The organism is Thermosynechococcus sp. B3 (genome assembly GCF_030323045.1).
In the GTDB taxonomy this organism is placed as follows: Bacteria; Cyanobacteriota; Cyanobacteriia; order Thermosynechococcales; family Thermosynechococcaceae; genus Thermosynechococcus.
In genome coordinates this window covers 273,102-298,116 of the sequence record NZ_CP097584.1, presented here as the reverse complement: position 1 = coordinate 298,116, position 25,015 = coordinate 273,102, and the positions used below count along the sequence as shown (strand labels likewise).

The window sequence follows — 25,015 nt, the reverse complement described above, 5'->3', positions numbered from 1 at the left end:
GGAAGTAGATCAGACTTAACCCAGCTTGTCCCAAACCGCCGCAATTCGGGGAGATTGACGCTTGGGTTGCACGCGCGGGGTTCGCCGTCCGAGTTTGACTTGGTAGGTGTCGTTTTCAACTGTCACATAGCCGAGTTGGAGAACCTCTGCGAGGGTGGCACTGACCTCTTCCGCAGACCACTGCAACTGCTCAGCCAATTCTGGCACGCTGAAGGGCGTTGGCTGGCGCATCATCAGTGTCAATAGCGATCGCTGGCGATCGGGCAAAACCAGTAAATCTGCTGGATTGAGACCCCCACCGCAACCACTGCTAGCGTTTTGACTGTCTATCATTGGCAATGTTCCTCAATGGCAGTGACTGGCAGTGGCACTCGAGAAGGATCAAAATCAGTCAGTCTCCTTACTCCTAGGCTACCCTAATCCAACAGATGCTGCACAACACTCCTGACAACGAGACTGTAGGGATGCTCAGGGTAGCGTAAACAGAAAATATCGCTGCTCCCCAGTTGAAACATTTCTTCACAAACAGGTAGGATACCTGCAACTGGCACACCATAGGTCGTTTCCACCTGCTGCTTGAGGGAGTCCTTATTAAAGGCGCTGGGGACTTTGTTCACCACCATCACCATTTTTGGCACATCCAGCTGCCGCGCCACATCAACCGTGACCGCTGTTCCTTGAAAGTCTTGGCGATCGGGTCGCAGAATCAGCACCAAGGCATCGGAGACTGTAATCGAGAGCAGCGTTTCCTCGTTCAGCCCTGGGTGGGTATCAATGAGCAAAAAGTCGAGATTCAGCCCTTGGAGCAACTGCTGAAAACCGTCATTGAGCAAGCCGACATCGTAGCCTTCCCGCAGCACACGGGTAATTTCACTGGTTTTGAGGCTAGAGGGAATGAGATAGATTGCTCCTTTGGCTTGCTGGCCGTGAGCCGTAATCAGATGGCTGACATCCCGCGCCACATCAGTAATTTCACAGCGTCCCCACAGGTAGTCATTCAGGGCATGTTCCGTATCTTCCGACTCAAGGCCAAAGAGCACATGGATACCGGGGGATTGAATATCCGTGTCCACGATCGCCACCCGATAGCCCAAGGTTGCCAAGGTACAGCCTAGGTTTGCCGTTGTATTTGACTTGCCTGTGCCACCACGAAAAGAATGCACAGAAATAATGCTACCCATGGCTGTCCTCGCTAATTTAAGAATTCAACGTCTATTTTCACATCCTGCTGTTGAGGAAACAGCCCATAGCCATTCAAGTTACAGCTAGAGCCAAAGAACTCGCCCACTAGAGAAGGGGTTACTCTGTCTCTTGGAAGTACTGCTGAGCATAGAACTGGGCATAGCGGGAAGGCCGGGCAAGCAGTTCTTCGTGGCTGCCACTTTCAATGATCTGACCTTGCTCCAAGACAAGAATGCGATCGGCGCGACGAACCGTGGCTAAACGGTGGGCAATAATAAAGACGGTGCGCCCCTTCATTGCTTTCTCCAAAGCACTTTGCACCAAGGCTTCCGATTCAGAGTCCAAAGCAGAGGTGGCCTCATCCAAAATTAAGATCCGTGGATCGGCATAAACTGCACGGGCGATCGCCAGTCGTTGGCGTTGACCCCCAGAGAGATTAATCCCCCTTTCCCCGACCCATGTCTGATAGCCATCGGGAAACTGAGTAATAAAGTCATGGGCATTGGCGATTTTGGCGGCCTCAATCAGTCGCTCCCAATCCGGTTCAGAGTAACCAAAAGCAATGTTGTGGGCGATCGTCCCTGAAAAAAGAATTGTTTCTTGGGGAACAATACCGATTTGCCGCCGCAGGCTTTTCAGCGTCACCGTTTTAATATCAATGCCGTCAATCAACACTTTTCCCGCTTGGGGGTCATAAAACCGGGGCAAGAGGTTAACAATGGTGGATTTACCTGCTCCTGAATGTCCTACAAGAGCAATCACCTCGCCCGGCTCCGCCAAGAGATTAAAGTCCTTGAGCACGGGACGCTCTGGATCATAGCCAAAGCACACATCTAGGTATTGCACTTTGCCAGAAATGGGGGGTAGGGGCTGCGCATGGCTCATTTCCTTGATCGTGGGTTCGAGAGCCAACAGGCCAAAGCTACGCTCCACCGACGCCTGTGCCATTTTGAGTTCATTGTAATCAGCAGAAATCATATTAATGGGTTCCATCAGTAGCGCTACTGCGGCAACAAAGCTGAGGAACTGCGGCCCTGTGAGATGACCGGCATTGATTTGCCACGCCCCCAAGATAAAGAGCAGCATAATGCTCAGGGCCTCAAGAAACCCCACCACCGGGTATTGCATTGACTTAATGCGTTCGGCACGGTAGCGAGCACGACGGTTCATATCAGCCTGCTGTTCAAACTGCTCTACGGCATAGTCCTCAGCCGCAAACGCCTTAATCAGACGAATCCCCGAAAAAATCTCCGTGAGGTGGGAGGCTAAATCGGCAATGCGGGCTTGACTCAGGCGCGACTGTCGCAACAACCGATTGCCAAACCAAGCGATGAGAAACGTCATCAGCGGCGCAATGATCATCGTCCCCAATGTCAGTTGCCAGTTGAGGTAGAACATATAACCAATGACCGCAACTGTGGTTAAAGTTGAGGGGATGAGGCGATGAAAACTGCTATTGACCATGACGCCAATGCGATCCACATCCTCAGTGAGGCGGTAGGTGAGATCGCCGGTCGCTGCCTTTTCAAAATAGTCCACCCCCAAACGATGCAGATGACGGTACAGCCGCACCCGAATGTCATAGACAATCCGTAGGGAAATATCGGACATTAGGACATCTTGGCCAAATTGGCAAAAACTACGACCGACAAACAGCAGCGAGGAGGCTGCACACCATTGAATCAGGCCTATCAAATCCCCTGCCCCGATGAGCTTCGCCGCTTGGCCAATCAGGTAGGCGATCGCCGGCATGGTCGAGACGTAGCCGAGGGTACACAAAAAAGCGACCAGCAACCGTCGCCGATAGGGAAGGATATAAGCAAGTAACGGCCGGTAGCTGGTATTCCAAAGCATGGGCTATTTTCCAATGCAAAAACGGCTAAAGATTTGTTCTAGCACAGACTCAGTCACCTCTTCCCCGGTTAGGGTACCAAGGGCACGAGCGGCAGCATGCAGGTCAATTGTCCAAAAATCAAGGGGGAGTTGGGCATCAATGGCCGCAAGCACATGATTCAGGGATTGGTGAACCTGCTCCAAGAGCGCGGCTTGACGTTGGTTGATGGCAAAGTCTAGGTTGGCGGCGGTAACCCCTTGGCCTTGAACAAGGTCTAAAATGGCGTCCTCGAGAGACTCAATTCCCCTTTGACTGAGGGCCGAGAGCAGCACAGTGGGAATGGGGGCAATGGGCAATGGAATATCCTGAACCTCTACGGTTTCGCTGAGGAGATCAGCTTTATTCAAAACCACCAAGACGGACTGAGGCGCTTGCTGCCGCCGCTGCTGCAGCTCGAGTTGGTCGTAAATCTCCTGATCGGCGGCTGTCCACCCTTGACTGGCATCAATGACAAGGAGGATGAGATCAGCACTGGCTGCGGCTTGGCGCGATCGCTGGACGCCAATTTGTTCCACCAAGTTATCGGTCTCGCGAATGCCGGCCGTATCAAGGACTTGGATTGGAATGCCACCGACAACCAATTGGGACTCGACAATATCGCGGGTGGTGCCGGGTAAATCTGTAACAATGGCGCGATCGCTACGGCTCCAAGCATTGAGCAGACTCGACTTACCGACATTGGGGCGACCCACAATGGCCACTTTTAGCCCAGTGCGGATCAGTGCTCCCCGTTCTGCCGTGGCCAAAAACGCTGCTACTTGGTGTTGCAACTGACGAATGTCCTCAGCAATGGCTGCGGGGTCAAGGGGGGGTAGCTCGTCCGTAAAATCGAGTCGCGCTTCAATTTCCGCCAAGAGGGATAAACAGGTCTGACGAATCTGCTTGAGGGGGCGGGCGAATTTTCCTGTCAGACCCGCCAAAGCAATTTGAGCGGCGGTTGTGGATTGGGCAGCCACCAGTTCGGCCACACTCTCGGCTTGGGTGAGATCAAGGCGACCGTTGAGGAAGGCGCGCAGCGTAAATTCCCCCGGCTCGGCGAGGCGTGCCCCTGCGGCGACACACAGTTGCAGCACGCGCTGGACAGGGATGAGGCCACCATGACAGTGGAATTCCACCACATCTTCGCGGGTGTAGGAGCGGGGCGCCAGCATTAACAGCAGGAGGGCTTCATCGACCCGTTCTCTGGTTTGGGGGTCGCGGACATAGCCATAGAGAATGCGATGGGATTCCCAAGGCTGCTTGCCGGGGGCTTCAAATAAAGACTGGGCGATCGCGACTGCTTTGGCGCCTGAGAGACGGACAATGCCAATACTCCCTTGCTGGGGCACAATAGCCGTGGCGATCGCCACAATCGTGTCATGGAGGGATTGCACTACCGTGGGTGATAGGACTCCTTTAGAGACTCATCTCGGCGGCTTGCACTTTCTCCACTTGTTTCTTCTTCAGAACCAGCAGAATTTGCGAGAGGGTAATGGCGGCAAAGAAGACCAACAGCCACTTAATGCGGTTGGGATCCTGCAGGACAATTTCCGTATCCTTTTGCCCAAAACCACCCACATTGGGATTGTTGGTGAGGGCTTCACCCGCTGCCACCGTTTGGCCTTCACTGACAATGAGGTCAGGGCCAGCGGGAATGGTCTCTGTCACTGCTTCACCACTCTCGGGGGTGATCACCACCGCAGTACTGCCATCGGGGTTAGCGGTAATACTGGTAATCGTGCCCGCGATCGGTGCAGTAAAGACGTTATTGTTGCTCTTTTCACCATTGGGATAGACTTGGCCGCGACCGCGGTTGCCCCCGGCGTGAACGGAGTATTTACCGAAGTGGATCGATTTATCCGTGGCAGGGTTGGGGGCGAGGACGGGGAAAACAATTTCCTGATACTGCTCACCCGGTAAGGGCCCCACCAGAATAATGTTTTGCTTGTCCTCACTGTAGGGCTGGTAGTAAATGCCGCTGGTTTTGGCTTGTAACTCCTCGGGAATGCGATCGGGAGGAGCAATTTTGAAACCCTCGGGCAGCATGAGAACTGCACCGACATTCAGACCGCCCTTAGAGCCATCCCCCAGCACCTGTTGCACACGGGTGTCGTAGGGAATTTTCACCACGGCTTCAAAGACGGAATCGGGGGTGACGGCTTGGGGCACTTCCACTTGGGTGGGTTTGGCGGCGAGGTGACAGTTGGCACAGACAATTCGCCCAGTCGCTTCGCGAGGACTGTCATAGCCCTGCTGGGCATAAAATGGATAGGCCTGTGCTTGCGGTGACCAAAGAAGCACACTGGCGGCAAGGGCGATCGCCAGCGTCAACGATTTGAAAAAGCGTTTCATACCACTCCCTAATTTCTTTTTACGTCCACCAAGGTTCTTTGCCCGTGCGGAAATCGGTTTCCGTCCAAGGGGTAAACACCAGTTTGTCATCTTCGGTAACCGTGGCATTCACCAGTGCCAAGGAGAGGGGAGCAGGGCCACGCACCACTTTACCCGTGCTGTCGTATTGAGAGCCGTGGCAGGGGCAAATGAACTTGTTTTCACTGACATTCCAAGGCACCACGCAGCCAAGGTGAGTGCAGACGGCATTCAAGCCGTAATTGGCAATTTGGTGATCCTCAGTAACAATCACGTAGGTGGGATCCCCTTTAATCCCTTGGGCAAGGGAGCGATCGCCCGGCAGGTGCTTCGTCAGGTAGTCGGAAACCTTAATATCGTTGCCTAATGCATCCTTGGCAACTACACCACCACCCGTGCCGCCACTGGAGGGCGGAATGAAATACTTGACGACAGGGTACAGAGCGCCCAACGCTGTACCGGTAATGGTACCAAACGTCAGCAGGTTCATAAACTGTCGCCGCCCCATATCGGGCACATCAGACATTCCAGAAACTTGAGCCATGGTTTACGCTTATTTACTAAGGAATCGAAACGAACAGCCGTAAAATAATTACGTTTGTTAACTATTATCACACTGTCCGAGCCGTCCTAGCCGCAAGGGCTGAAATTCTTGCCAATGCTGACGCCCCTCACTGGTGATGAACTCCATGCCTTGCTCCTGCGCAAATGGGGGCGCTCCTTTGACCTTCAGTTTCGCCGCGTGGGCGATCGCATCTTTTTGCAGGTGATGTGGCGCTACCTCGAGCAGGCCTCCTATCCCGATACGCCTGAAGATTATGCCGCCCACCTTGGGGCGATCGCCCAGCACCTCAATGACTGGGGCTGTGCCCAGCAAGTTTGCACCTTTATTGAGACCACCCGTGAGAAACCCCGCCTCGGCAAAGCCGTGAATATTCCCCTCAACCTTGGCACCCGCATTATCGAATGGCTGGAATAGCTGCCCTTAGCAGATTTTTGAAAAAATGTTAAGAATGTTAAAAAGGATTGCGATGATGTGGGAGATGTCCCCCCTATGCCTGAGAATGTTTGCGGAAGGTTACGTCAGCCCGTCGGGTCCATCGCCGTACCTATCTCTCCTACAGGAGTGCGGTGAGTCGTAACATTCCAATGGCAGATGCCACATTATCAAGACCCTTGTTTTACAATTCCAACTTTGGAGGAACTCAATGAGCGTCGTCACGAAATCGATCGTGAATGCAGATGCCGAGGCCCGTTACCTCAGCCCCGGTGAACTGGATCGCATTAAAAGCTTTGTCAGCACCGGCGAGCGTCGTCTGCGCATTGCCCAAACCCTGACCGAAAACCGCGAGCGGATTGTCAAGCAAGCGGGCGATCAACTCTTCCAAAAACGGCCTGATGTGGTCTCCCCCGGTGGCAATGCCTACGGTGAAGAAATGACCGCCACCTGCCTGCGTGACCTCGACTACTACCTGCGGCTTGTGACCTACGGTATTGTTGCGGGTGATGTCACCCCCATCGAAGAAATTGGTTTGGTGGGTGTGCGTGAAATGTACAACTCCCTCGGCACCCCCATTCCTGCCGTGGCCGAAGGGATCCGCGCCATGAAGAACGTTGCTTCCTCGCTGCTGTCTGCAGAAGATGCCGCTGAAGCCGGTTCTTACTTTGACTTCGTGATTGGCGCCATGCAGTAGGTCGCCTCAGCATCCTTCATTGATCCATCATCCAAATCAGTTTTTGAGGAAAAAGAACTATGCAAGACGCGATTACCGCTGTCATCAACGCCTCTGACGTGCAAGGCAAATACCTCGACACCGCCGCCATGGAGAAGCTGAAAGCTTACTTCGCAACGGGCGAACTACGGGTGCGTGCTGCGACCGTGATCAGCGCCAATGCCGCCAATATCGTCAAGGAAGCAGTGGCCAAATCTCTGCTCTACTCTGACATCACCCGTCCCGGTGGCAACATGTACACCACCCGTCGCTATGCGGCCTGTATCCGTGACCTCGACTACTACCTGCGCTATGCCACCTATGCCATGCTGGCTGGGGATCCTTCCATCCTCGATGAGCGGGTGCTCAATGGGTTGAAAGAAACCTACAACTCCTTGGGTGTGCCCATCGCTGCCACTGTGCAAGCCATCCAAGCCATGAAAGAAGTCACCGCCAGCTTGGTGGGTGCCGATGCCGGCAAAGAAATGGGCATCTACTTTGACTACATCTGCTCTGGCTTAAGCTAAGTACAGCTCTCCAGTCGCACATCTGTCTGGGAGTTAGGGGTTAGAGTGTCAGCCTGTCATGGCAATTGTGCTTAAACAGTCTGAGTCTGGCCTTTAGCTCCCAGACGTGTAATCACCCCACATAGATTTGGAGTCCCATCCCATGCGCATGTTCAAAATTACTGCCTGTGTGCCGAGTCAAACCCGTATTCGCACCCAGCGCGAACTGCAAAACACCTATTTCACAAAACTGGTGCCCTACGAAAACTGGTTCCGCGAGCAACAACGCATCCAAAAAATGGGTGGCAAAATTGTGAAAGTGGAACTGTTTACGGGTAAGCCGGGGGTCAACACCGGTCTAGCCTAGGTATCCCTCTAAAACTGTTTCCTAGCGATTTTGCGGCTTCACTGTTGAGATAGTTGATTGGGGGGTTCTCCCTTCTGAGCCAATTATCTGGGCGGTGGAGCTTTGCGCATTAGAGAAGCTTTAGAGAACTTTTCCCAAGGCTGCTAAACGAGAAAACGCTCCCAGCCATCGCCATATTGGAACCGCATTTTCGGGAAAACGGCCTCTAAATTCTCGTGGGGGCGCGGGATCACCGTTGACGACAGATAGAGCGTTTTTTCCTTAGGACTTTGAGCTGGAATTTTCTTGGCGGCTTCCACACCCGCTGCAACCGCAATTTGCACTTCAGAAACGTCGCCGCGCACAATAATCGTCAGGCGAGCACCACTGACCACTTCATAGCCCACAAGGGTAACACGCGCCGCTTTCACCATCACATCGGCAACGGCTAAGGCAGGGGGATGACCCAGTACTTCTACCATCCCAAGGGCAATGGGCATGAAGACCGCTCCTAAACACAAAAATTTGTTAAAGTAATGCCATTTTTGCGATCGCGAAGGGATGCACTGATTTGGCAACATCAGCATATCATCTCTATTGATAGCCTTGATAAATTCGAGGGGCGATCGCCATAATTGATTTTTATCGCCAAAATCATCTTTTCTGATTGAGTCTTTTTTGGGGGTATTGCAAGTTTAAGCCTCAGAACGCCCCACCCCCATCAGCTTGGCCAAGCCAATCCCCGTAAAGTAGAGGGCAAGCAGAGCACCCGCCAACAGTCCTTGAGTAATTGGATCAATGGAGGGGGTCAAAACCGCTGCCACGGCTACGGCAATAATCACCACGTAGCGCCATTGGCTGAGCATTTGCGGGATGGAAACAATCCCGAGGGCAATGAGTACCAACTGGAGAATCGGGACTTGGAAGGCGAGGCCGGTGGCAAGGAGCAATAGCAAAATAAAATCCACATAGCGATCGATCGACCACAATTGCTCAACCACATCTGCCCCATAGTTAATGAAAAAGCCAAGGGCTGCGGGTGCCAAGAGGGTATAGGCAAAGGCCAAACCGGCAATAAAGAGAATGGATGAACCAAAAACCACCGGTGCCAGCAAGCGTTGCTCACGTCGTGTCAATCCCGGCAGGATAAAACGGATGGCTTGGTAGAGAATCATCGGCGTCGCTAGGAGGATGCCACTGTAGGCCGCCGCTTTACAGGAGACAAAAAAGTACTCCCCCGGACTGAGTTGCAGGAATTTCGCACCATGGGCTGGTTTTTCAAGGAACTGAATGATCCAGCGGACTTGGGTAAAGCAGAGAACAATGGTGACAGCAACAGTGCCGAGGACAACAAAGAGCCGCTGTCGCAACTCCTCAAGGTGATCCCAGAGGGACATTTCCACTTCATTGGGCAGTTCATCCTCAGGGTCAATGGGGTCGCTTGCCTCAAGGGTGCTGTCAACAATCGCTGAGGATTCTGGAGCCGGACTATCAATATCGGGCGATCGCGTCATTCAATCTCTGCAATTCCTACTCTTTCACAATTATGAAGGAAGTGCCCACGGGGTTCCACCCTCTCTTCAGCAGTGATGTAGCTCTTTTTACAGGGATGGCACACACTGAAAACAGCCAAAGTGGCTACCAAACAGGAGCATCCCCCCTTCTTTACCCCCTAATTGTCGAAAAGCGCTTTAGCTAGAGTTTTCTGAATCCTTGTCCTGCTTTTTACAATGATAGGAGAGCGTAAGAATTATAATGCGTTAGCGCTGCCCCAAGGGGTCGCAATTCAATTCTCAAGTCTTGATCACCTGCACTGACACTCGTCTATGTCTTTAATGGCCATTCCCCGCAGTTGGGGTAAGCTGCCGCTGACAGCTGAACTGCTCAGCAAATTACAACACCAACGGGAACTGGTCCTCACGGGGATGCCCCGCCTTGTCAAGGGCTTTGTGGCCACCACATTGGCGCAGCAGAGTCAGCAATCGCTGTGTGTGATTACTTCCACTCTAGAGGAGGGGGGACGCTGGGCGGCGCAATTGGAACTCATGGGTTGGGAGGCAGTGCTCTTTTACCCGACATCGGAGGCCTCTCCCTATGACCCCTTTGACTTGGAAGCGGAGATGGTCTGGGGGCAGCTGCAAGTTCTAGTCGAGAGCGATCGCCCCAATATTGCAATTGTCACCACGGAACGGGCACTGCAACCCCATTTACCCCCACCAGAGCAGTTTCGTGCCGCCTGTCTAACTTTAGAGGTGGGTCAAGAGCACTCCCTAGGGGAAGTGGCCACCGCCTTGGCAGCCCTTGGTTATGAGCGGGTTTCTCTCGTGGAAACGGAAGGCCAGTGGAGTCGGCGCGGCGACATTGTGGATATTTTCCCCGTCTCGGCGGAGCTACCGGTGCGCTTGCAGTGGTTTGGCGATGAGATTGAGTCCATTCGCGAGTTTGATCCGGCCAGTCAACGCTCCCTACACACCGAGGGCGATCGCCTTGATGCCCTTGCGCAGGTAACCCTGACGCCCATTAGTTTTACTCCCCTGATTGCCCAAGCCCTGCGGGCAGCGGATCACGCCCATCTCATTTCAGAGGATCAAGAGGGATTGCGGCGCTATCTGGGGGTGGCTTTTCCGCAACCGGCTTCGCTCTTGGATTATTTGCCTGCCCAAACCCTCATTGCCGTGGATGAGCCGCCCCTCTGTGCTGCCCATGGCGATCGCTGGTATGAGCACAGTCAAGCCTACTGGCAAAGCCTTGAAACGCCACCCCCCCCCATCCATCGTCCGTGGTCAGCCAGTGTCCAAGCCCTCGAGCGGTTTCAACGGGTGCACCTCTACGAACTGGCCAGTGAGGGACTCGGTCTCAATTTATCAGCACGGGCGATTCCAGCCATTCCCCACCAATTTGGTCGCTTGGCGGCAACCCTGCGGGAGGAACGGGACAAGGGGTACACCGTGTGGTTAGTCTCTGCGCAGCCGAGTCGCTCTGTAGCCCTGTTGCAGGAGCATGATTGCCCCGCCCAGTTTGTGCCCAATCCCAAGGACTTTCCGGCCATTGATAAGCTGCAACAGCAGCGACTGCCCATTGCCTTGAAGGCCAGTGGTCTAGCGGAAATTAGTGGCTTTATTTTGCCTACGTTCCGCACGGTGCTGGTGAGCGATCGCGAGTTCTTTGGTCAGCACAACTTGGTCAACCTTGGCTATGTGCGCAAACGCCGCCGCGCTGCTGCCAAACAGGTGGATCTCAACAAGCTCCAGCCGGGGGACTACGTCGTCCATCGCCAACACGGCATTGGTCAGTTCCTGCGCCTAGAAACGCTAACGATTAACAACGAAACCCGCGAGTATCTCGCCCTGCAATATGCCGATGGCATTCTCCGCGTTGCCGCCGATCAACTCAACAGCCTCTCCCGCTACCGTAAGCAAAGCGATGGCGTTCCCCAACTGAATAAGTTAACGGGCAACACTTGGGAACGTACCAAAGCACGGGTGCGCAAGGCCATTAAGAAAGTGGCGGTGGATCTGCTGCAACTCTATGCCCAACGCGCCCAACAACGGGGCTTTGCCTTCCCTCCAGATACACCGTGGCAGCAGGAAATGGAGGACTCGTTTCCCTATCGGCCCACCCCGGATCAACTCAAGGCCATCCAAGAGGTCAAGGCCGATATGGAGAGCGATCGCCCCATGGATCGGCTGGTCTGCGGTGATGTGGGCTTTGGGAAAACCGAAGTGGCCATTCGCGCTATTTTCAAAGCCGTGATGGCAGGCAAACAGGTGGTGGTTCTCGCACCCACAACGATTCTGACGCAGCAGCATTACCACACCCTCAAGGAACGCTTTGCCCCCTATCCGATTCAAGTGGGGCTGCTCAACCGTTTCCGCACCGAGAGTGAGCGGCAAGAGATCCTGCAAAAGCTGAAAACGGGCGAAATGGATGTTGTCGTTGGGACGCACCAACTCCTGAGCAAGAGCGTTAAATTTCGGGACTTAGGGCTACTGGTGGTGGATGAGGAACAACGCTTTGGCGTCAACCAAAAGGAGAAAATCAAAGCCCTCAAAATCCAAGTGGATGTGCTCACCCTCAGTGCAACGCCAATTCCCCGCACCCTCTATATGGCTCTGTCGGGGGTTCGAGAAATGAGTCTAATCACCACACCACCCCCCTCGCGGCGCCCGATTCAAACCCACCTTGCTCCCTATGACCCAGAAACGGTGCGCAGTGCGATTCGCCAAGAATTGGATCGGGGGGGTCAAGTTTTCTATGTTGTGCCGCGGGTTGCGGGAATTGAGGAGGTGGCGGCAAAGCTGCAAGGGATGGTGCCCAGTGCCCGTATTCTCATTGCTCACGGCCAGATGGCAGAAGGAGAACTGGAATCCACGATGCTTGCCTTTAGCAATGGTGAAGCCAATATTCTGGTGTGTACGACCATCATTGAGTCCGGCTTAGATATTCCCCGTGTGAATACGATTTTGGTGGAGGATGCGCAGCGGTTTGGCTTGGCACAGCTTTATCAACTGCGGGGTCGGGTTGGCCGAGCGGGCATTCAAGCCCATGCGTGGTTGTTTTATCCCCGTCAAGAGGTGCTGACTGAGGCGGCACGCCAACGGCTGCGGGCTATTCAGGAGTTTACCCAACTGGGATCGGGCTACCAACTGGCAATGCGAGACATGGAAATTCGCGGTGTGGGCAATCTCCTAGGGGCGGAGCAGCACGGTCAACTGGACAGTGTTGGCTTTGATTTGTACGTGGAACTGCTCGAGGAGGCGATCGCTGAAATTCGTGGCCAAGAGATTCCCGCCGTTGACGATACCCAAGTGGATCTCAATGTCACTGCCTTTATTCCCGCTGACTATATGCCCGATTTGGAGCAAAAGATGGCCGCCTACCGCGCGGTGTCCGCTGCAACGACAAAAGAAGACTTGAGGCAATTGGCAGCAGAGTGGAGCGATCGCTATGGGGCATTGCCCAAATCAGTTCAGCAACTGCTGCGGGTTGTGGAACTCAAACAACTGGCGCGCCAGTGTGGCATTAGCCGCATTCGTCCGGAAGGCAAGCAACATGTGATCTTGGAAACTCCGATGGCTGAACCCGCATGGAAACTGCTCCTAGAGCAACTGCCCACGCATCTCCAAAGTCGGTTTGTCTACAGTCAGGGCAAAATTACCGTGCGGGGTCTAGGGACGCAACCGGTGGAGAAACAACTGGAGCAACTCATTGACTGGTTCAGCCAAATGAAAACAACCGTTGCGACACCCCCCTAAAGCACGGATTGCGGATCTAGTTGGTCTAAAAGGGGCTGAAGAACCGCTTCCCATGAGGGGAGGGAAGTCCCCAAAACCGCCTCCAACTTCTCGCAGGTCAGGGTAGAAAAGGCGGGTCGCTTGGCCGGTGTCGGATACTCACTGCTGGGAATCGCCTCTAGGGTGGCAGTTGCATAGCCTTTGGCACGCAGGTGATCAAAAATTTTTACCGCAAAGCCATACCAACTGGTACTGCCGCGGGGCGTCAGGTGATAGAGACCGCTCAGGGAGGGATCCGCCTGCCAGCGTTCCAACAGTTGATAGGTGACTTGGGCAATGAAGGGGGCAGCCGTGGGCGTGCCGATTTGATCGGCAACGACCCGAACGAGAGGACGGGTTTGGGCAAGGCGAACCATGGTGCGCAAAAAGTTCTTGCCCCGCAGGTCATACACCCAACTGGTGCGCAAGATTAGATGGGCGGGGTGATGGGTGGCGATCGCCTGCTCTCCTAGCCACTTACTATAGCCATAGGCATTGAGGGGGGCAGGGGCATCGGTTTCGCGATAGGGTCGCGATTGAGTACCAGCAAACACATAATCCGTCGAGTAGTGAATCAACAGCCCACCCAAGGCGGCCATCGTTTCTGCCAAAAGACCCACGGCAGTGCCATTCATCCGCTGTGCCCGTTCCGGTTCCTGTTCCGCCTGATCTACAGCAGTGTAGGCCGCCGCATTGATGACCACATCGGGGCAAAGGGTTTTTACCAGGTTGGGAATGGCCTCTAAATCTTCCAAGTCCAGCGTTACGGCAGTGCCTTGGCGAGCAATGGGAATGACTTCAACGCCGGGGGGTGCCTGCTGCACCAATTGCCAGCCCACCTGCCCCGTTGCCCCCAAAATGACTAGGCGCATTTTCCGCCCTCCTTGAGGATGAACTGATTGTTAAAATACTTTAAGAGTTTGCGCGACTGCCCATGAATACGGCAATTGTCCCCAGTGATTCCGCGCCCCAAGAGATTGCGATCGCGGCTGAAACCCTTCCCAATGATCCGGAGACCTTTCAACCCTACGATCCCGTGGCCATTGATGCCTACTATCGGCAGCGGCCTTTACTCGTCTTGAGTCGCTGGTTGCGGATTCTCTGGCCAGTGTTTTGGTTGCTCTTTAACCGTTGGTGGGACAGGGTCACAGGCCAAAGTAAACAAAATCAACACCAGCGAGCGATCGCCCTGCGGGAAACCCTCACCCGCCTTGGCCCTGCCTATATCAAAGTGGGACAAGCCCTCTCCACCCGCCCGGATCTGCTGCCCGCCGTCTATCTGGAGGAATTGACCAAACTCCAAGATCAGTTGCCCCCCTTTCCCAATGAAGTGGCCTTTCAGTTTATTGAGGAGGAATTGGGCGCCCCCCCCAGTGAGCTTTTTGCTGAACTGAGTGATCATCCCATTGCGGCTGCCTCCTTGGGACAGGTGTATCGCGGCAAACTCCACAGTGGCGAAGAGGTGGCCATTAAAGTGCAGCGCCCCGGCTTGGCGGAAAGTATTACCCTAGACATTTATATTCTGCGGGGGGTGGCCTATTGGGCAAAACGCCTGATCAAGGAGATTCGCAGTGATTTAGTGGCCATTCTCGATGAATTTGCTGGTCGCCTCTTTGAGGAAATGGATTATACCCAAGAGGGACGGAATGCCGAACGCTTTGCCCGTCTCTATGGCCACTTAACCGATGTCTATATTCCCAAGATTTACTGGAATTATACGCGGCGGCGGGTGCTCACCATGGAGTGGGTGACGGGGGTGAAACTCAACCAACCGCAGCAAATTCAGGCCTTGGGGATTGATCCGCGCTACATGGTGTATGTGGGGGTGCAGTGCTCCCTGCGGCAGTTGCTCGAACATGGGTTTTTCCATGCTGATCCCCATCCGGGAAATCTGCTGGCCATGCCCAGCGGCAAATTGGCCTATCTCGACTTTGGCATGATGAGTGAGATTGCCCCAGAGCAACGCTATGGCTTGCTGAATGCCATTGTCCACATTGTTAACCGTGAGTACGAAAGCCTTGCCTACGACTATGTTCATTTAGGGTTCCTAACCCCCGATACAGATCTGGAACCAATTATTCCGGCGCTGGCCTTGGTCTTTGAGGATGCCTTGGGGGCAAGTGTCTCGGAACTAAATATCCAACGCATTTTCGATCGCCTGTCAGAGGTGATGTATGAGTATCCTTTTCAGGTGCCCGCCTATTATGCCTTGATTGTGCGATCGCTCCTGACCATGGAAGGGATTGCCATGGGCGTTGACCCCAACTTTAAGGTACTCAGTGCCGCCTATCCTTACATTGCCAAACGACTGCTCACGGATCCTGCCCCAGAGCTGCGCACGAGTCTCACGAACCTGCTCCTCAAGGATGGTCAATTTCGCTGGACGCGCCTAGAAAATCTGCTGCGCAATGCCCGCGAGAGCCGTGACTATGACTTTAATGTGGTGCTGGAGCAGGCTTTAGATTTTCTCTTTTCGGAGCGGGGAGCGGAGTATCGCGATCGCCTAGCGGATGAAATTGTCAAGAGCCTTGATACTTGGGCACGGACAACAATGGGGCAATGGAACCTTGTGCAACTCTTACCCCTCGTCACCCGTCCCGTACCGGCAACGCCAAGTTCCAGCATCGTCAGTGAAGCCAATGCCCTAGAGCATTTGCGCCGCATTTTCAGCATTTTGCAGGATACCCCCGGCTTTGACTGGGGCAAGGTGATTCCGGCAATCTTGCGGATCATTGTGCGGCCAGAGGTGCAGCAAATGGGTCAGCGTATTGTCAATGGCCTCCTGCAACGGGCGATCGCCCGCTTTATTCGGGAGATGTTGCTGGCGGACTCGCAGCCGGCGCTTCAGACGACGAGTTTGTCTCGCTAGGTTCTGGGGATACGGGCAGTGGCGCTTCTTCAGTGGGTGTGGGTGCTGGTGAGGCTTCACTCGCAGGGGATGGTCTAGCCTCTGGTTTTGGTGTTGGTAGTGGTGTTGCCGGTGCTGGCGTGGCAGGCTGTGGTCTTGGGGTGGCAGCAGGTTGCTGACCTCGGCATACTTCGGGCCGATACTCAAAAGCAAAGGTGAGCGCTAGGGCTTGGTACTGCCCTGTGGCCTCAAAGGATTGCTGACGTACCCGTTCTAGAGCCGCTTGATCCAAGAGTGCCGAGCCACTGCTGCGAATAATTTGGGGATTGCGAGTGAGCAAGCCAGTTTCTGGGGCGGCATTGGCAGGCAGCAATTGCCCTTGGGGAGTGACCACCACCGCAACGGTTGTTTCCCCCTGCAGGCGATCGCCACAGGCCTCTTGGGGATAAAAGTCCGTGATCCGCTGGGCTAAATTCACTTGTAGATTCGTCGTATTGAGGGTCAACCGCGTTTGATTAAACCACCGCGATAACGCTGCCGCTGCTTCCCCCTCTGTGGTTGCTAAGGGTTCTTCAGGGGTGGGTTCAGGCGTAGGTGTCGGTGAGACGAGTTCCGGCGCAATGGCCACATCCTCATTCGGGGTTGTCGGGATAACAGGTAAGGGGCGGGCGGGCGGGGGCAATTGCCATAGCGGCGGCAAAGGTTGCAGCGGTACTGGATTGGGTAGGGGCGGCAGTTCCGTCAGCGGCGGCAAGGGGGGCAGGGGTGCCAAGGGGGCAAAGGAAAGGGGGGGTGGCTCAATGCCTGTAAACGGTAGAGGCGGTGGTGTGGTCGTGGCAAGGGGCGGCAGTTCCGTGGGCAAGAGCGGTTCAATAGAGGGTAAATCCGCTTCTAGTTCGGGAGAAAGGCTGACCAAGGGCACCAGTTGATCACTGGCCAACTCTGGCGGTATGGGTTCGGGCACACGCACAAGGGAAAGAATCACAGCGTGCAGCAGAATTGAACTGGCGATCGCCACCCGTGTTGGTTCCCACACGGGCCACTGGGAAACCCTTTGCCAAATCGGTTGAATTGGTAGCCGCAGCACCCCAGATCCTCCACACCGATATTCATGACAATTGTATCTCGGCTGCTTAAATTTGTAACAAGACTTGCTATAATCATCCACATTTACATTCCCTGTAAATCATGTTCGCCCAATTTCCAGAAGTTGAAGTTATACTCAATCGTTTTTTTGTGAAAAATCTGACTCAACAGGATTTCAAATTTTATGAATACCAATGCCAATTTACTCAAGTGCCAGAACAAGGGAGCGAGCAAAAAGCCCTTTCCAGCGTTTGCTACAAACTAGGCGTAACTGCTGTTCGACTAGGGAGCCTCATTATTACAAGGGAGCGCATTGATACTAGTAGGAGGCAAACTCAGGATTGGCAGTTACAAGAAATAGGATGTAGAGAGCTGAGTTGTCAAAAAGATCACGAAAGGCAAGCACTGGAATCCTTTGAACGCAAAATCCTAGAGTGCAAATTAAAAGAAAAATTTAAGAAAACCAGATTTGAAAAAGATTACGAAGTCGGATTGATTTGGTGGATTTTTGACCAAAAAGGGCTGGAAAAAAGCGGCCATGGCTGGGAAGTACATAGAGGTGGATCAATCAACGTTAGAATTGAGCCAGATGGAAAATTATACTTGGAAATTGATATTCATCATCGCTTTTATACTCCATTTACACTTGAATGGTGGCTCAATGAATATCCCGATATTCAGATCAAGTACGTCAGGAATACCTACAAAGATAAAAACGGAAATCAACAAGTTTGGATTCTTAAAAATTTTTCGAATGAAAATCCAAATGATGTAGAAATAAAAGAACTCGGAATCAGTTTAGCGGCTTACCACCGTCAAAACGGTGCATCTGAGCAAGATATCAATGAGTCACGCGTTGTAACTGTTGAAAAAACTAGTGACTATAAACCTAAGACAGTATATCATCTATCTCAAAGACTATCACCAGTTCTCACAATGGAAATGTTGGCACAAATTGCTGAACAAGGCAGAGAAAAAAGTGAAATTCAAGGTGTGTTTGACTGCATTAGGAAAAACATTAACCTGCGTTTGTCGGAATCCCAAAAAACAGCCGAACTCATTTTCAAACACATCTATAATCTTAGTCGTCAACCAGAGTTGATCAAAGTTAACGGGTTTGTCATGCCTCGCGCAAAACTATTAGCTTGCGATAATAAAGAAATTGACAAAACAGCTAAAATTAGCTCCTTTGGCTGTGCAAAAATTGGTGAAAAGAAATTTGGTTGTCTTAATCTTTTTGATGATAAAACTCAATACCCAGAAAAAGTACGCGAATGCTTACTGCAAATAGCAAAAAGTAGTGACACGCAGATACAAATAGACTCCTATTTTACAAAAAGTGAATATCCGAAAGATGATCTGGATCAACAAACATTCTGGCAGCAATGGGCTAATCAAGGAACTAAAACTGTCTTAGTAGTGATGCCTTGGTCGCCCAATGAAGAAAAACAAAAATTGCGAAATCAAGCATTAAAAGCAGGTATAGCAACTCAGTTTATGGTGCCAGTTAATGTAAATAATTATAAATCTCTCAATGTTTGCCTAGGGCTGCTGTGTAAAGCCAAGTGGCAGCCTGTCTACCTAAAACCATTAGATCATTCTGAAGCTGCTGACTTGGTTATCGGTTTTGACACAGGTACAAATGGAAGACTGTACTATGGTACTTCTGCTTTTGCAGTCTTGGCCAATGGTCAAAGCTTGGGTTGGGAGTTACCAGATGTGCAACGGGGAGAAACTATCTCTGGCCAAGTAATTTGGCAAGTTGTGTCTAGTTTAGTTTTTAAGTTTCAAGTTAAATTTAACCGCTACCCTAAAAAGATATTAATTATGCGCGACGGCCTTATTCAAAAAGGGGAATTTGAGCAAACAATCGAAGAACTAAATAAAAAAGATATTGCTGTCGATATTCTCAGTGTCCGTAAAAGCGGCTCAGGCAGAATGGGACGTGAGATTCGTTCAACTGATAGCAAAGTAACCTATCAGGATGCTGCAGTGGGTACTGTTGTCTTTTTCGAGGAAACGAAATCGTTTATTTTACAAAGTAGCGAGGAGGCAAGCAAGAAAAAATATGGAGGCAGTGCTAGACCGTTGCGCGTTGTGCACACCCATGGCAAGACCCCTTTAGAGCTACTGGCTTTACAGACCTATCATTTGACTCAATTGCATCCTGCTAGCGGATTTTGCTCTTCTCGACTGCCTTGGGTACTGCACCTCGCCGATAAAAGTAGCAAAGAGTTTCAGCGCATCGGTTCGATCAGCGTTTTACAGAGTATTGATCGAGAAAAGTTAATTGCTGTTTGATGAAACAATAGATTTTAGTCTAGCAAAATACGGAGTAGCATTGAAATACTCTATGCAGTCTGCCCAAACGCAGGCGGCTCCCTCTTAATCGAGTAATCGGTCTATGAGAAGATAACTGGTTTTAGATAAAATTCTATGGATTAAGCGATTCGTATTGACGTGTCTTGGGTTGAAAGGGGTGTCAAGGGCTTAGAATTAGATTTGATAATATGAGAAACTAGAAAAGATTATCAATCATTATATTGTCAAAAGAAACCCCTCACCCTATGCTTGTTTTAGAGATAAAAAGACGGTGATTAACGTCACGATAACAATCGACTATCCCGTCATTATTTTCTGTAGCGATCGCTCTGATTGCAACTCTAGCTTTTGTACTGCTTACCCTTATTCTAATTAGGAGAGCTTACTCATGCCAATTGCTGTGGGAATGATTGAAACGCGCGGATTCCCCGCCGTCGTCGAAGCAGCAGACGCAATGGTAAAAGCCGCTCGGGTCACCCTTGTGGGCTACGAAAAAATTGGGAGTGGTCGGGTCACTGTGATTGTGCGGGGTGATGTCTCCGAAGTACAAGCCTCAGTGGCTGCTGGGGTTGATTCTGCCAAACGTGTCAATGGCGGCGAGGTTCTGTCTACGCACATCATTGCTCGTCCCCACGAAAACCTTGAGTACGTATTGCCCATTCGCTATACCGAGGCAGTGGAGCAATTCCGAAACTAAAGGGTTGGGCAGTTTGGTGGAGTTTTCAGTTGCATCGCTTATCGATCCTCTAGTTCTTTTAGTTCTTTACTTGTTTGACGTTTAGGAGTTATTACAATGGCAATTGCCGTCGGTATGATTGAAACCCTTGGTTTCCCCGCAGTGGTGGAAGCCGCAGACGCAATGGTGAAAGCCGCTCGCGTTACCCTCGTGGGCTACGAGAAAATCGGCAGTGGTCGGGTGACCGTAATTGTCCGTGGTGATGTGTCTGAAGTGCAGGCTTCGGTGGCGGCGGGGGTCGAAAACGTGAAGCGTGTGAATGGGGGTCAAGTGCTTTCCACCCACATCATTGCACGTCCCCACGAAAACCTCGAATACGTCCTACCCATTCGCTACACCGAAGCGGTGGAACAATTCCGCGAAAGCGTTAGCGGTATCCGCCCGATGGGTCGCCCATAGTGAAAATCGCGCGAGTGTGCGGCACCGTTACCAGTACTCAAAAAGAAGACACCTTAACGGGAGTCAAGTTTCTCGTCTTGCAATATTTGGGTGAGGACGGCGAATTTTTACCCGACTACGAAGTGGCTGCGGATACGGTTGGTGCAGGACAGGATGAGTGGGTATTGGTAAGCCGAGGCAGTGCCGCCCGCTGTATTATCAATGGCACCGACAAACCCATTGACGCAGCCGTTGTCGCCATTATTGACACCGTAAGTCGGGATAATTATTTGCTCTACAGCAAACGTACCCAGTATTAGCATTGGAGACTTCTCCCTATGGCGGTTCAAAGCTATGCGGCACCTCCGACGCCGTGGTCTAGGGATTTAGCGGAGCCAGAGATTGCCCCCACGGCTTACGTCCACTCCTTTAGTAACCTCATCGGCGATGTCCGCATCAAAGATTATGTTCACATCGCACCCGGCACGTCCATTCGTGCCGATGAAGGAACGCCCTTCCACATTGGCTCCCGCACCAACATTCAAGATGGCGTTGTCATCCACGGCCTCCAGCAGGGACGGGTGATTGGCGATGATGGCCAAGAGTATTCTGTCTGGATTGGTGATAATGCCTCAATTACCCACATGGCCTTGATCCACGGCCCTGCCTACATTGGCGATGGCTGTTTCATTGGCTTTCGTTCGACGGTCTTTAATGCTCGGATTGGCGCAGGCTGTGTGGTGATGATGCATGTCCTCATTCAGGATGTGGAGATTCCACCGGGAAAATATGTGCCTTCAGGAATGGTGATCACGACGCAGCAGCAAGCCGATCGCCTGCCGAATGTGGAAGAGTCGGATATTCACTTTGCCCAGCACGTGGTTGGCATCAATGAAGCACTGCTATCGGGGTACCAGTGTGCTGAGAATATTGCCTGTATTGCCCCGATTCGGAATGAACTCCAGCGTCAAGAAGACCCACTCATCCTACACGTTGAAACGCTCACCGGGGAAAAGAACACCATGACCGCAGATTATGGGACTCATGTCCGCCAATTGTTGCAGCAGGGATACCAAATCAGCTTGGAATATGCCGATGCGCGGCGGTATCGCACTAGCTCTTGGCAGAGTTGCCCGACGTTGACGGGACGGCAGGAGTCTCAAGTGATGGCGGCGATCGCCCAACTCCTCAAGGAACACGAGGGCGAGTATGTGCGCCTGATCGGCGTCGATCCCAAAGCCAAGCGCCGCGTTTTTGAAGAGATCATTCAACGCCCCGGTCAAGCTCCTGTGACCAGTACCAGTCCCTATCGTCCCAGTGCAACCGTGAGTGCAGCCCCAGTGGGTTCCCTCGATGCTTCCGTTGTGGCTCAGGTGCGGCAGTTGCTCCAGCAGGGCTATCAAATTGGCACAGAGCACGCCGATGCCCGCCGCTATCGCACCAGCTCTTGGACCAGTTGTGCTCCGATTCAAGCAAAGCAGGAACGGGAAGTGCTCGCCGCCCTTGAAGCCTGCCTCCAAGAACATGCAGGGGAATATGTGCGCTTGATTGGTATTGATCAAAAGCAAAAGCGGCGCGTCCTTGAGCAAATTATTCAGCGGCCCGATAGCGCGGTGGCGATCGCCACAAAAGCAGCAACCCCAGCGGCTACTAGCCCTGTCTCCGTCAGTTCGGCCAGCAATGAAACCGTTCTCAGTGCCGATCTCCTGAACCAAATTCAAGACCTGTTGCGCCAAGGCTGCCAAGTCACCACCGAGTATGCCGACCAGCGTCGCTTCCGTACGAGTTCTTGGCAAAGCGGCATCAAAATTACCTCAGCGCAGCAGCTCAATGACCTCAGTGCCTTCCTTGCCGAGCACCAGCGGGACTATGTCCGCCTCGTAGGTGTCAATCCCCAAGCCAAACAGCGGGTACTGGAAACGATTATTCACCGCCCCAATAGTAAAGCCGCCAGCAATGGCAGTAGCACCCGTGGTCAAGGGTTCGCACCGCGCCCAACCGCCTCTAGTCAAGGGAGCACTAGCAGCCACAACCTCAGTCAAGAGGTCGTCGAACAAGTACGGCAACTGCTACAACAGGGCTATACCCTCGGCCTAGAACACGTGGATGCCCGTCGCTACCGCACCAACTCTTGGCAAAGTGGCCCCCGCATTGAGGCCAAAAATCTCAATGAAGCCCTTGCTGCGATTCAGGCTTGCCTCCAAGAATACAGTGGCGAGTACGTGCGGCTGATTGGCATTAATCCTGCCGGTAAGCAGCGGGTGGCCGAAATCCTGCTCCAACAGGCTGCTAAGTAGCCCTCCCTGTGAGGTGCCCCAATGCCCCTGCCGCCTTTAGCCCTGCCCCCTTCACCTGCGGTTCGCATTGTTGGTGATGTGGTGGTGGATCCCCAAGCCGTTTTGGCACCCGGGGTGTTGCTTTGGGCAGAAGCAGGGGCTTCAATTCGCATTGCCGCAGGTGTCTGTATTGGTATGGGCAGCGTCATTCATGCCCACGGCGGCACCATTGAAATTGGCGAAGGGGTCAACATTGGCGCGGGCGTGCTGCTGATTGGGGCAGTGACCGTTGAACCCCATGCCTGTATTGGCGCCAGTACCACCGTGATGCAAACAACGATTCCGGCTGGTGCTGTGGTGGCTGCTGGTTCGCTTCTTGGTGATAGTAGTCGCCGTTGGCAGCCCCCCGCAGAAACGAGTCCCCCCCAAGAGAGTGCCGTTTCCTCTGAGGATCCTTGGCAAGAGCCATCAACAACTGCCGATACTGCAGAGAATGCCCCGCCAGAGCAGCAGGAGTCTACAGCCTCTCCCTCTAGCCATCAGGAAAGTCCAGCCGCCGCGCCACCAGAGACAAGCACTTCGCCAACACCTAAGACCAGCGTAGTCTATGGCCAAGCCTACGTTAGCAAGATGTTTGCCAAAATATTTCGCGTAGAGCCCATCCAACCCACTGGGGAGAATCCTGCCCTAGGAAGTAGTCAGTAAAGCAACCGTTTCTACATGGGCTGTTTGCGGAAACATATCGAGGGGCTGAATTTTGGTTAGTTGATAGGCACCGGTAGCGCAGAGGTGAGCCAAATCCCGTGCCAAGGTGGCAGGGTGACAACTGACATAGAGAATGCGCGGCGGACGGTGGCGGAGAATCGCCTCAAGAAGGGGGCGATCGCACCCTTTGCGCGGTGGATCAAGAATTAGCACATCCACGGCCTGATCGGACTGGGGTAGCCACTCTTCTGCTCTGGCGCAGAGAAAGTGAGCATTGTGAATACCATTGTGCTGGGCGTTGGCGATCGCCTGTTGTACCGAGGCAGGATGCACTTCCACACCAATCACTTCAGCGACAGCGCCGGCAAGGGGTAGGCTCAGTGTCCCGACTCCACAGTAGAGATCCAGCAGTCGTTCGTGACCCGTTGGGGCAATCCACTCTCGCAGGGTGCTAACCAGTTGCTCCGCTTGCGCCGTGTTGACTTGAAAAAAGGTGGTCGAGGCAATCTGAAACCTCACCCCTGCCATCTCTTCCCAAAGGTACGATCGCCCCGCCAATACCTGCGTCTCGTCACCAAAGATGCGATTGCCCACTTGATGATTGAAGTTGACACAGACCCCCACCACCCCTTGAAACTGCTGTAACCAACCTTCTGTCTCTGCCTGCAAGCCAGCGGGCAATGTCCCCGCAAGCACGAGGGTAATGAGCTGCTCCCCGGTACGCTGACCAATGCGCAAGCCCAAGTGGCGCAACCCCGGTTCATGGGTCTGCTCGTTGTATATCGGCCAAGGTTGTAACGCTTGCTTCAGGGCAGCCAAGAGCGGATTGAGGCGCGGATCTTGCACGGGACATTGATTCAGGTTCACTAGGTGATGGGAGCCTTTTTGGTAATAGCCCGCAACCACGGTACCATGGCGGCGACCGAGGGGATAGGTTACTTTATTGCGATAGCCAAAGGGGTTAGGGGCAGCCACAATGGGCAGAAAGGTTTGCGGCTCTAGATGAGCAATGCGGGCGATCGCGTCCTTCACCAGTTGTTCTTTGGCCGCCAATTGCGCCCCATAGGCCACCCGCTGCCACTGACAGCCGCCACACTTATCAGCGACAATACAGCTTGGCCGCACCCGCTGTTCTGAGGGCTGCACCACCTCCAAGACCTTGCCGTGGGCATATTGCCGCTTGACATGGGTCAGTCGCACCCGCAGGCGATCGCCCGGAACTGTATCCGCCACAAAGACCACCCGATCCTGCCAGCGTCCTACCCCCTCCCCCGTGTGGCTCAAGGAGTCAATTGTTAGCTGAATGGTGGCACCCTGCTGCCAAACGCTCATCAATTTACGTCTAAGCCTACTAAACGTTAGGGATAAGTTAAGGAGAGCCAGCAAGCTCTATTTTCGCTGC

At 53.1% G+C, this 25,015-nt stretch carries 23 protein-coding genes; 12 read left to right on the top strand and 11 right to left on the bottom strand.

Features of this window, described 5'->3' with window-relative positions:
• Positions 1–15: 15 nt before the first annotated feature.
• From M0646_RS01435 to petC, 6 genes are all read right to left on the bottom strand, one after another.
• Complete coding sequence (locus M0646_RS01435) at positions 16–333, bottom strand: hypothetical protein (protein ID WP_286626277.1); 318 nt, start codon at positions 331–333, stop codon at positions 16–18.
• A gap of 83 nt (positions 334–416) precedes the next feature.
• Positions 417–1,181: a MinD/ParA family protein gene (locus M0646_RS01430; RefSeq protein WP_149817487.1), complete on the bottom strand. Its 765-nt coding sequence runs from the start codon at positions 1,179–1,181 to the stop codon at positions 417–419.
• 118 nt (positions 1,182–1,299) lie between these two features.
• The gene (locus M0646_RS01425) at positions 1,300–3,036 is read right to left on the bottom strand and encodes an ABC transporter ATP-binding protein (protein WP_286649788.1); all 1,737 of its coding nucleotides are present in this window, start codon (positions 3,034–3,036) and stop codon (positions 1,300–1,302) included.
• Between the two features lie 3 nt (positions 3,037–3,039).
• Entirely contained in the window at positions 3,040–4,449 is a 1,410-nt protein-coding gene (mnmE, locus tag M0646_RS01420) for a tRNA uridine-5-carboxymethylaminomethyl(34) synthesis GTPase MnmE (protein WP_149817482.1), read from the bottom strand.
• A 22-nt stretch (positions 4,450–4,471) separates the two neighbouring features.
• The gene (gene petA / locus M0646_RS01415) at positions 4,472–5,407 is read right to left on the bottom strand and encodes a cytochrome f (protein ID WP_149817480.1); all 936 of its coding nucleotides are present in this window, start codon (positions 5,405–5,407) and stop codon (positions 4,472–4,474) included.
• A gap of 19 nt (positions 5,408–5,426) precedes the next feature.
• Positions 5,427–5,969, bottom strand: coding sequence for a cytochrome b6-f complex iron-sulfur subunit (gene petC, locus M0646_RS01410; protein ID WP_149817478.1), 543 nt, complete (start codon positions 5,967–5,969; stop codon positions 5,427–5,429).
• A 114-nt stretch (positions 5,970–6,083) separates the two neighbouring features.
• Here petC and M0646_RS01405 point away from each other — a divergent pair, with 114 nt between their 5' ends.
• The 4 genes from M0646_RS01405 to M0646_RS01390 all read left to right on the top strand — a co-directional run bounded on the left by M0646_RS01405 (position 6,084) and on the right by M0646_RS01390 (position 8,010).
• Positions 6,084–6,404 (top strand): DUF3067 family protein, encoded by a 321-nt coding sequence (locus tag M0646_RS01405; protein ID WP_149817476.1) that lies wholly within the window; start codon positions 6,084–6,086, stop codon positions 6,402–6,404.
• A 229-nt stretch (positions 6,405–6,633) separates the two neighbouring features.
• Positions 6,634–7,119: an allophycocyanin subunit alpha gene (gene apcA, locus M0646_RS01400; RefSeq protein WP_149817474.1), complete on the top strand. Its 486-nt coding sequence runs from the start codon at positions 6,634–6,636 to the stop codon at positions 7,117–7,119.
• Between the two features lie 59 nt (positions 7,120–7,178).
• Positions 7,179–7,664 carry an allophycocyanin subunit beta gene (gene apcB, locus M0646_RS01395; RefSeq protein ID WP_149817471.1) on the top strand — a complete coding sequence of 162 codons (486 nt, stop codon included), beginning with the start codon at positions 7,179–7,181 and terminating at the stop codon, positions 7,662–7,664.
• Between the two features lie 142 nt (positions 7,665–7,806).
• Positions 7,807–8,010, top strand: a complete 204-nt coding sequence (locus M0646_RS01390; protein WP_011056799.1) for a phycobilisome linker polypeptide — start codon at positions 7,807–7,809, stop codon at positions 8,008–8,010.
• 143 nt (positions 8,011–8,153) lie between these two features.
• Here the strand turns inward: M0646_RS01390 and M0646_RS01385 are convergent, their stop codons facing one another.
• Both M0646_RS01385 and tatC read right to left on the bottom strand, forming a co-directional pair.
• Positions 8,154–8,489: a carbon dioxide-concentrating mechanism protein CcmK gene (locus M0646_RS01385; RefSeq protein ID WP_024125880.1), complete on the bottom strand. Its 336-nt coding sequence runs from the start codon at positions 8,487–8,489 to the stop codon at positions 8,154–8,156.
• Positions 8,490–8,684: 195 nt separating this feature from the next.
• Entirely contained in the window at positions 8,685–9,503 is an 819-nt protein-coding gene (gene tatC / locus M0646_RS01380) for a twin-arginine translocase subunit TatC (protein WP_149817467.1), read from the bottom strand.
• A 312-nt stretch (positions 9,504–9,815) separates the two neighbouring features.
• On the opposite strand from tatC, the gene mfd reads away from it, so the two are divergent.
• Positions 9,816–13,244 carry a transcription-repair coupling factor gene (gene mfd, locus M0646_RS01375; RefSeq protein WP_286649787.1) on the top strand — a complete coding sequence of 1,143 codons (3,429 nt, stop codon included), beginning with the start codon at positions 9,816–9,818 and terminating at the stop codon, positions 13,242–13,244.
• On the opposite strand, the gene rfbD is transcribed toward mfd, so the two are convergent.
• A complete protein-coding gene (gene rfbD / locus M0646_RS01370; protein WP_286626272.1) occupies positions 13,241–14,134 on the bottom strand; it encodes a dTDP-4-dehydrorhamnose reductase in 894 nt (297 codons plus the stop codon). The two genes, mfd and rfbD, sit on opposite strands and share 4 nt — an antisense overlap.
• Before the next feature lie 62 nt (positions 14,135–14,196).
• Here rfbD and M0646_RS01365 point away from each other — a divergent pair, with 62 nt between their 5' ends.
• Positions 14,197–16,131: an AarF/ABC1/UbiB kinase family protein gene (locus M0646_RS01365; protein WP_286626271.1), complete on the top strand. Its 1,935-nt coding sequence runs from the start codon at positions 14,197–14,199 to the stop codon at positions 16,129–16,131.
• On the opposite strand, the gene M0646_RS01360 is transcribed toward M0646_RS01365, so the two are convergent.
• Positions 16,067–17,197, bottom strand: coding sequence for a hypothetical protein (locus M0646_RS01360; protein WP_286649786.1), 1,131 nt, complete (start codon positions 17,195–17,197; stop codon positions 16,067–16,069). The genes M0646_RS01365 and M0646_RS01360 overlap by 65 nt on opposite strands.
• A gap of 101 nt (positions 17,198–17,298) precedes the next feature.
• Here M0646_RS01360 and M0646_RS01355 point away from each other — a divergent pair, with 101 nt between their 5' ends.
• The 6 genes from M0646_RS01355 (at position 17,299) to M0646_RS01330 (ending at position 23,613) form a co-directional block, all read left to right on the top strand.
• On the top strand, positions 17,299–19,497 hold the full coding sequence (locus tag M0646_RS01355; protein WP_286649785.1) for an argonaute PAZ domain-containing protein: 2,199 nt from the start codon (positions 17,299–17,301) through the stop codon (positions 19,495–19,497).
• Positions 19,498–19,906: 409 nt separating this feature from the next.
• Entirely contained in the window at positions 19,907–20,215 is a 309-nt protein-coding gene (locus M0646_RS01350) for a carbon dioxide-concentrating mechanism protein CcmK (RefSeq protein WP_011056791.1), read from the top strand.
• Positions 20,216–20,311: 96 nt separating this feature from the next.
• Positions 20,312–20,653, top strand: coding sequence for a carbon dioxide-concentrating mechanism protein CcmK (locus tag M0646_RS01345; RefSeq protein ID WP_011056790.1), 342 nt, complete (start codon positions 20,312–20,314; stop codon positions 20,651–20,653).
• Positions 20,653–20,952, top strand: a complete 300-nt coding sequence (locus M0646_RS01340) for a EutN/CcmL family microcompartment protein (RefSeq protein WP_149817455.1) — start codon at positions 20,653–20,655, stop codon at positions 20,950–20,952. The genes M0646_RS01345 and M0646_RS01340 overlap by 1 nt, the downstream gene beginning before the upstream one ends.
• Before the next feature lie 18 nt (positions 20,953–20,970).
• Positions 20,971–22,929, top strand: a complete 1,959-nt coding sequence (locus M0646_RS01335) for a ribulose bisphosphate carboxylase small subunit (RefSeq protein ID WP_149817453.1) — start codon at positions 20,971–20,973, stop codon at positions 22,927–22,929.
• A 21-nt stretch (positions 22,930–22,950) separates the two neighbouring features.
• Positions 22,951–23,613, top strand: coding sequence for a transferase (locus M0646_RS01330; protein ID WP_149817451.1), 663 nt, complete (start codon positions 22,951–22,953; stop codon positions 23,611–23,613).
• Here the strand turns inward: M0646_RS01330 and rlmD are convergent.
• A complete protein-coding gene (rlmD, locus tag M0646_RS01325) occupies positions 23,596–24,945 on the bottom strand; it encodes a 23S rRNA (uracil(1939)-C(5))-methyltransferase RlmD (RefSeq protein ID WP_286649784.1) in 1,350 nt (449 codons plus the stop codon). The genes M0646_RS01330 and rlmD overlap by 18 nt on opposite strands.
• Between the last annotated feature and the right edge of the window lie 70 nt (positions 24,946–25,015).

Coding starts and splice junctions, on each gene's coding strand:
- M0646_RS01435 (WP_286626277.1), bottom strand. CDS start 333: ATGATAGACAGTCAAAACGCTAGCAGTGGTTGCGGTGGGGGTCTCAAT.
- M0646_RS01385 (WP_024125880.1), bottom strand. CDS start 8,489: ATGCCCATTGCCCTTGGGATGGTAGAAGTACTGGGTCATCCCCCTGCC.
- apcB (WP_149817471.1), top strand. CDS start 7,179: ATGCAAGACGCGATTACCGCTGTCATCAACGCCTCTGACGTGCAAGGC.
- apcA (WP_149817474.1), top strand. CDS start 6,634: ATGAGCGTCGTCACGAAATCGATCGTGAATGCAGATGCCGAGGCCCGT.
- petC (WP_149817478.1), bottom strand. CDS start 5,969: ATGGCTCAAGTTTCTGGAATGTCTGATGTGCCCGATATGGGGCGGCGA.
- M0646_RS01330 (WP_149817451.1), top strand. CDS start 22,951: ATGCCCCTGCCGCCTTTAGCCCTGCCCCCTTCACCTGCGGTTCGCATT.
- M0646_RS01335 (WP_149817453.1), top strand. CDS start 20,971: ATGGCGGTTCAAAGCTATGCGGCACCTCCGACGCCGTGGTCTAGGGAT.
- rfbD (WP_286626272.1), bottom strand. CDS start 14,134: ATGCGCCTAGTCATTTTGGGGGCAACGGGGCAGGTGGGCTGGCAATTG.
- M0646_RS01355 (WP_286649785.1), top strand. CDS start 17,299: ATGTTCGCCCAATTTCCAGAAGTTGAAGTTATACTCAATCGTTTTTTT.
- M0646_RS01350 (WP_011056791.1), top strand. CDS start 19,907: ATGCCAATTGCTGTGGGAATGATTGAAACGCGCGGATTCCCCGCCGTC.
- petA (WP_149817480.1), bottom strand. CDS start 5,407: ATGAAACGCTTTTTCAAATCGTTGACGCTGGCGATCGCCCTTGCCGCC.
- M0646_RS01365 (WP_286626271.1), top strand. CDS start 14,197: ATGAATACGGCAATTGTCCCCAGTGATTCCGCGCCCCAAGAGATTGCG.
- M0646_RS01425 (WP_286649788.1), bottom strand. CDS start 3,036: ATGCTTTGGAATACCAGCTACCGGCCGTTACTTGCTTATATCCTTCCC.
- tatC (WP_149817467.1), bottom strand. CDS start 9,503: ATGACGCGATCGCCCGATATTGATAGTCCGGCTCCAGAATCCTCAGCG.
- rlmD (WP_286649784.1), bottom strand. CDS start 24,945: ATGAGCGTTTGGCAGCAGGGTGCCACCATTCAGCTAACAATTGACTCC.
- M0646_RS01345 (WP_011056790.1), top strand. CDS start 20,312: ATGGCAATTGCCGTCGGTATGATTGAAACCCTTGGTTTCCCCGCAGTG.
- M0646_RS01430 (WP_149817487.1), bottom strand. CDS start 1,181: ATGGGTAGCATTATTTCTGTGCATTCTTTTCGTGGTGGCACAGGCAAG.
- M0646_RS01390 (WP_011056799.1), top strand. CDS start 7,807: ATGCGCATGTTCAAAATTACTGCCTGTGTGCCGAGTCAAACCCGTATT.
- M0646_RS01405 (WP_149817476.1), top strand. CDS start 6,084: ATGCTGACGCCCCTCACTGGTGATGAACTCCATGCCTTGCTCCTGCGC.
- mfd (WP_286649787.1), top strand. CDS start 9,816: ATGTCTTTAATGGCCATTCCCCGCAGTTGGGGTAAGCTGCCGCTGACA.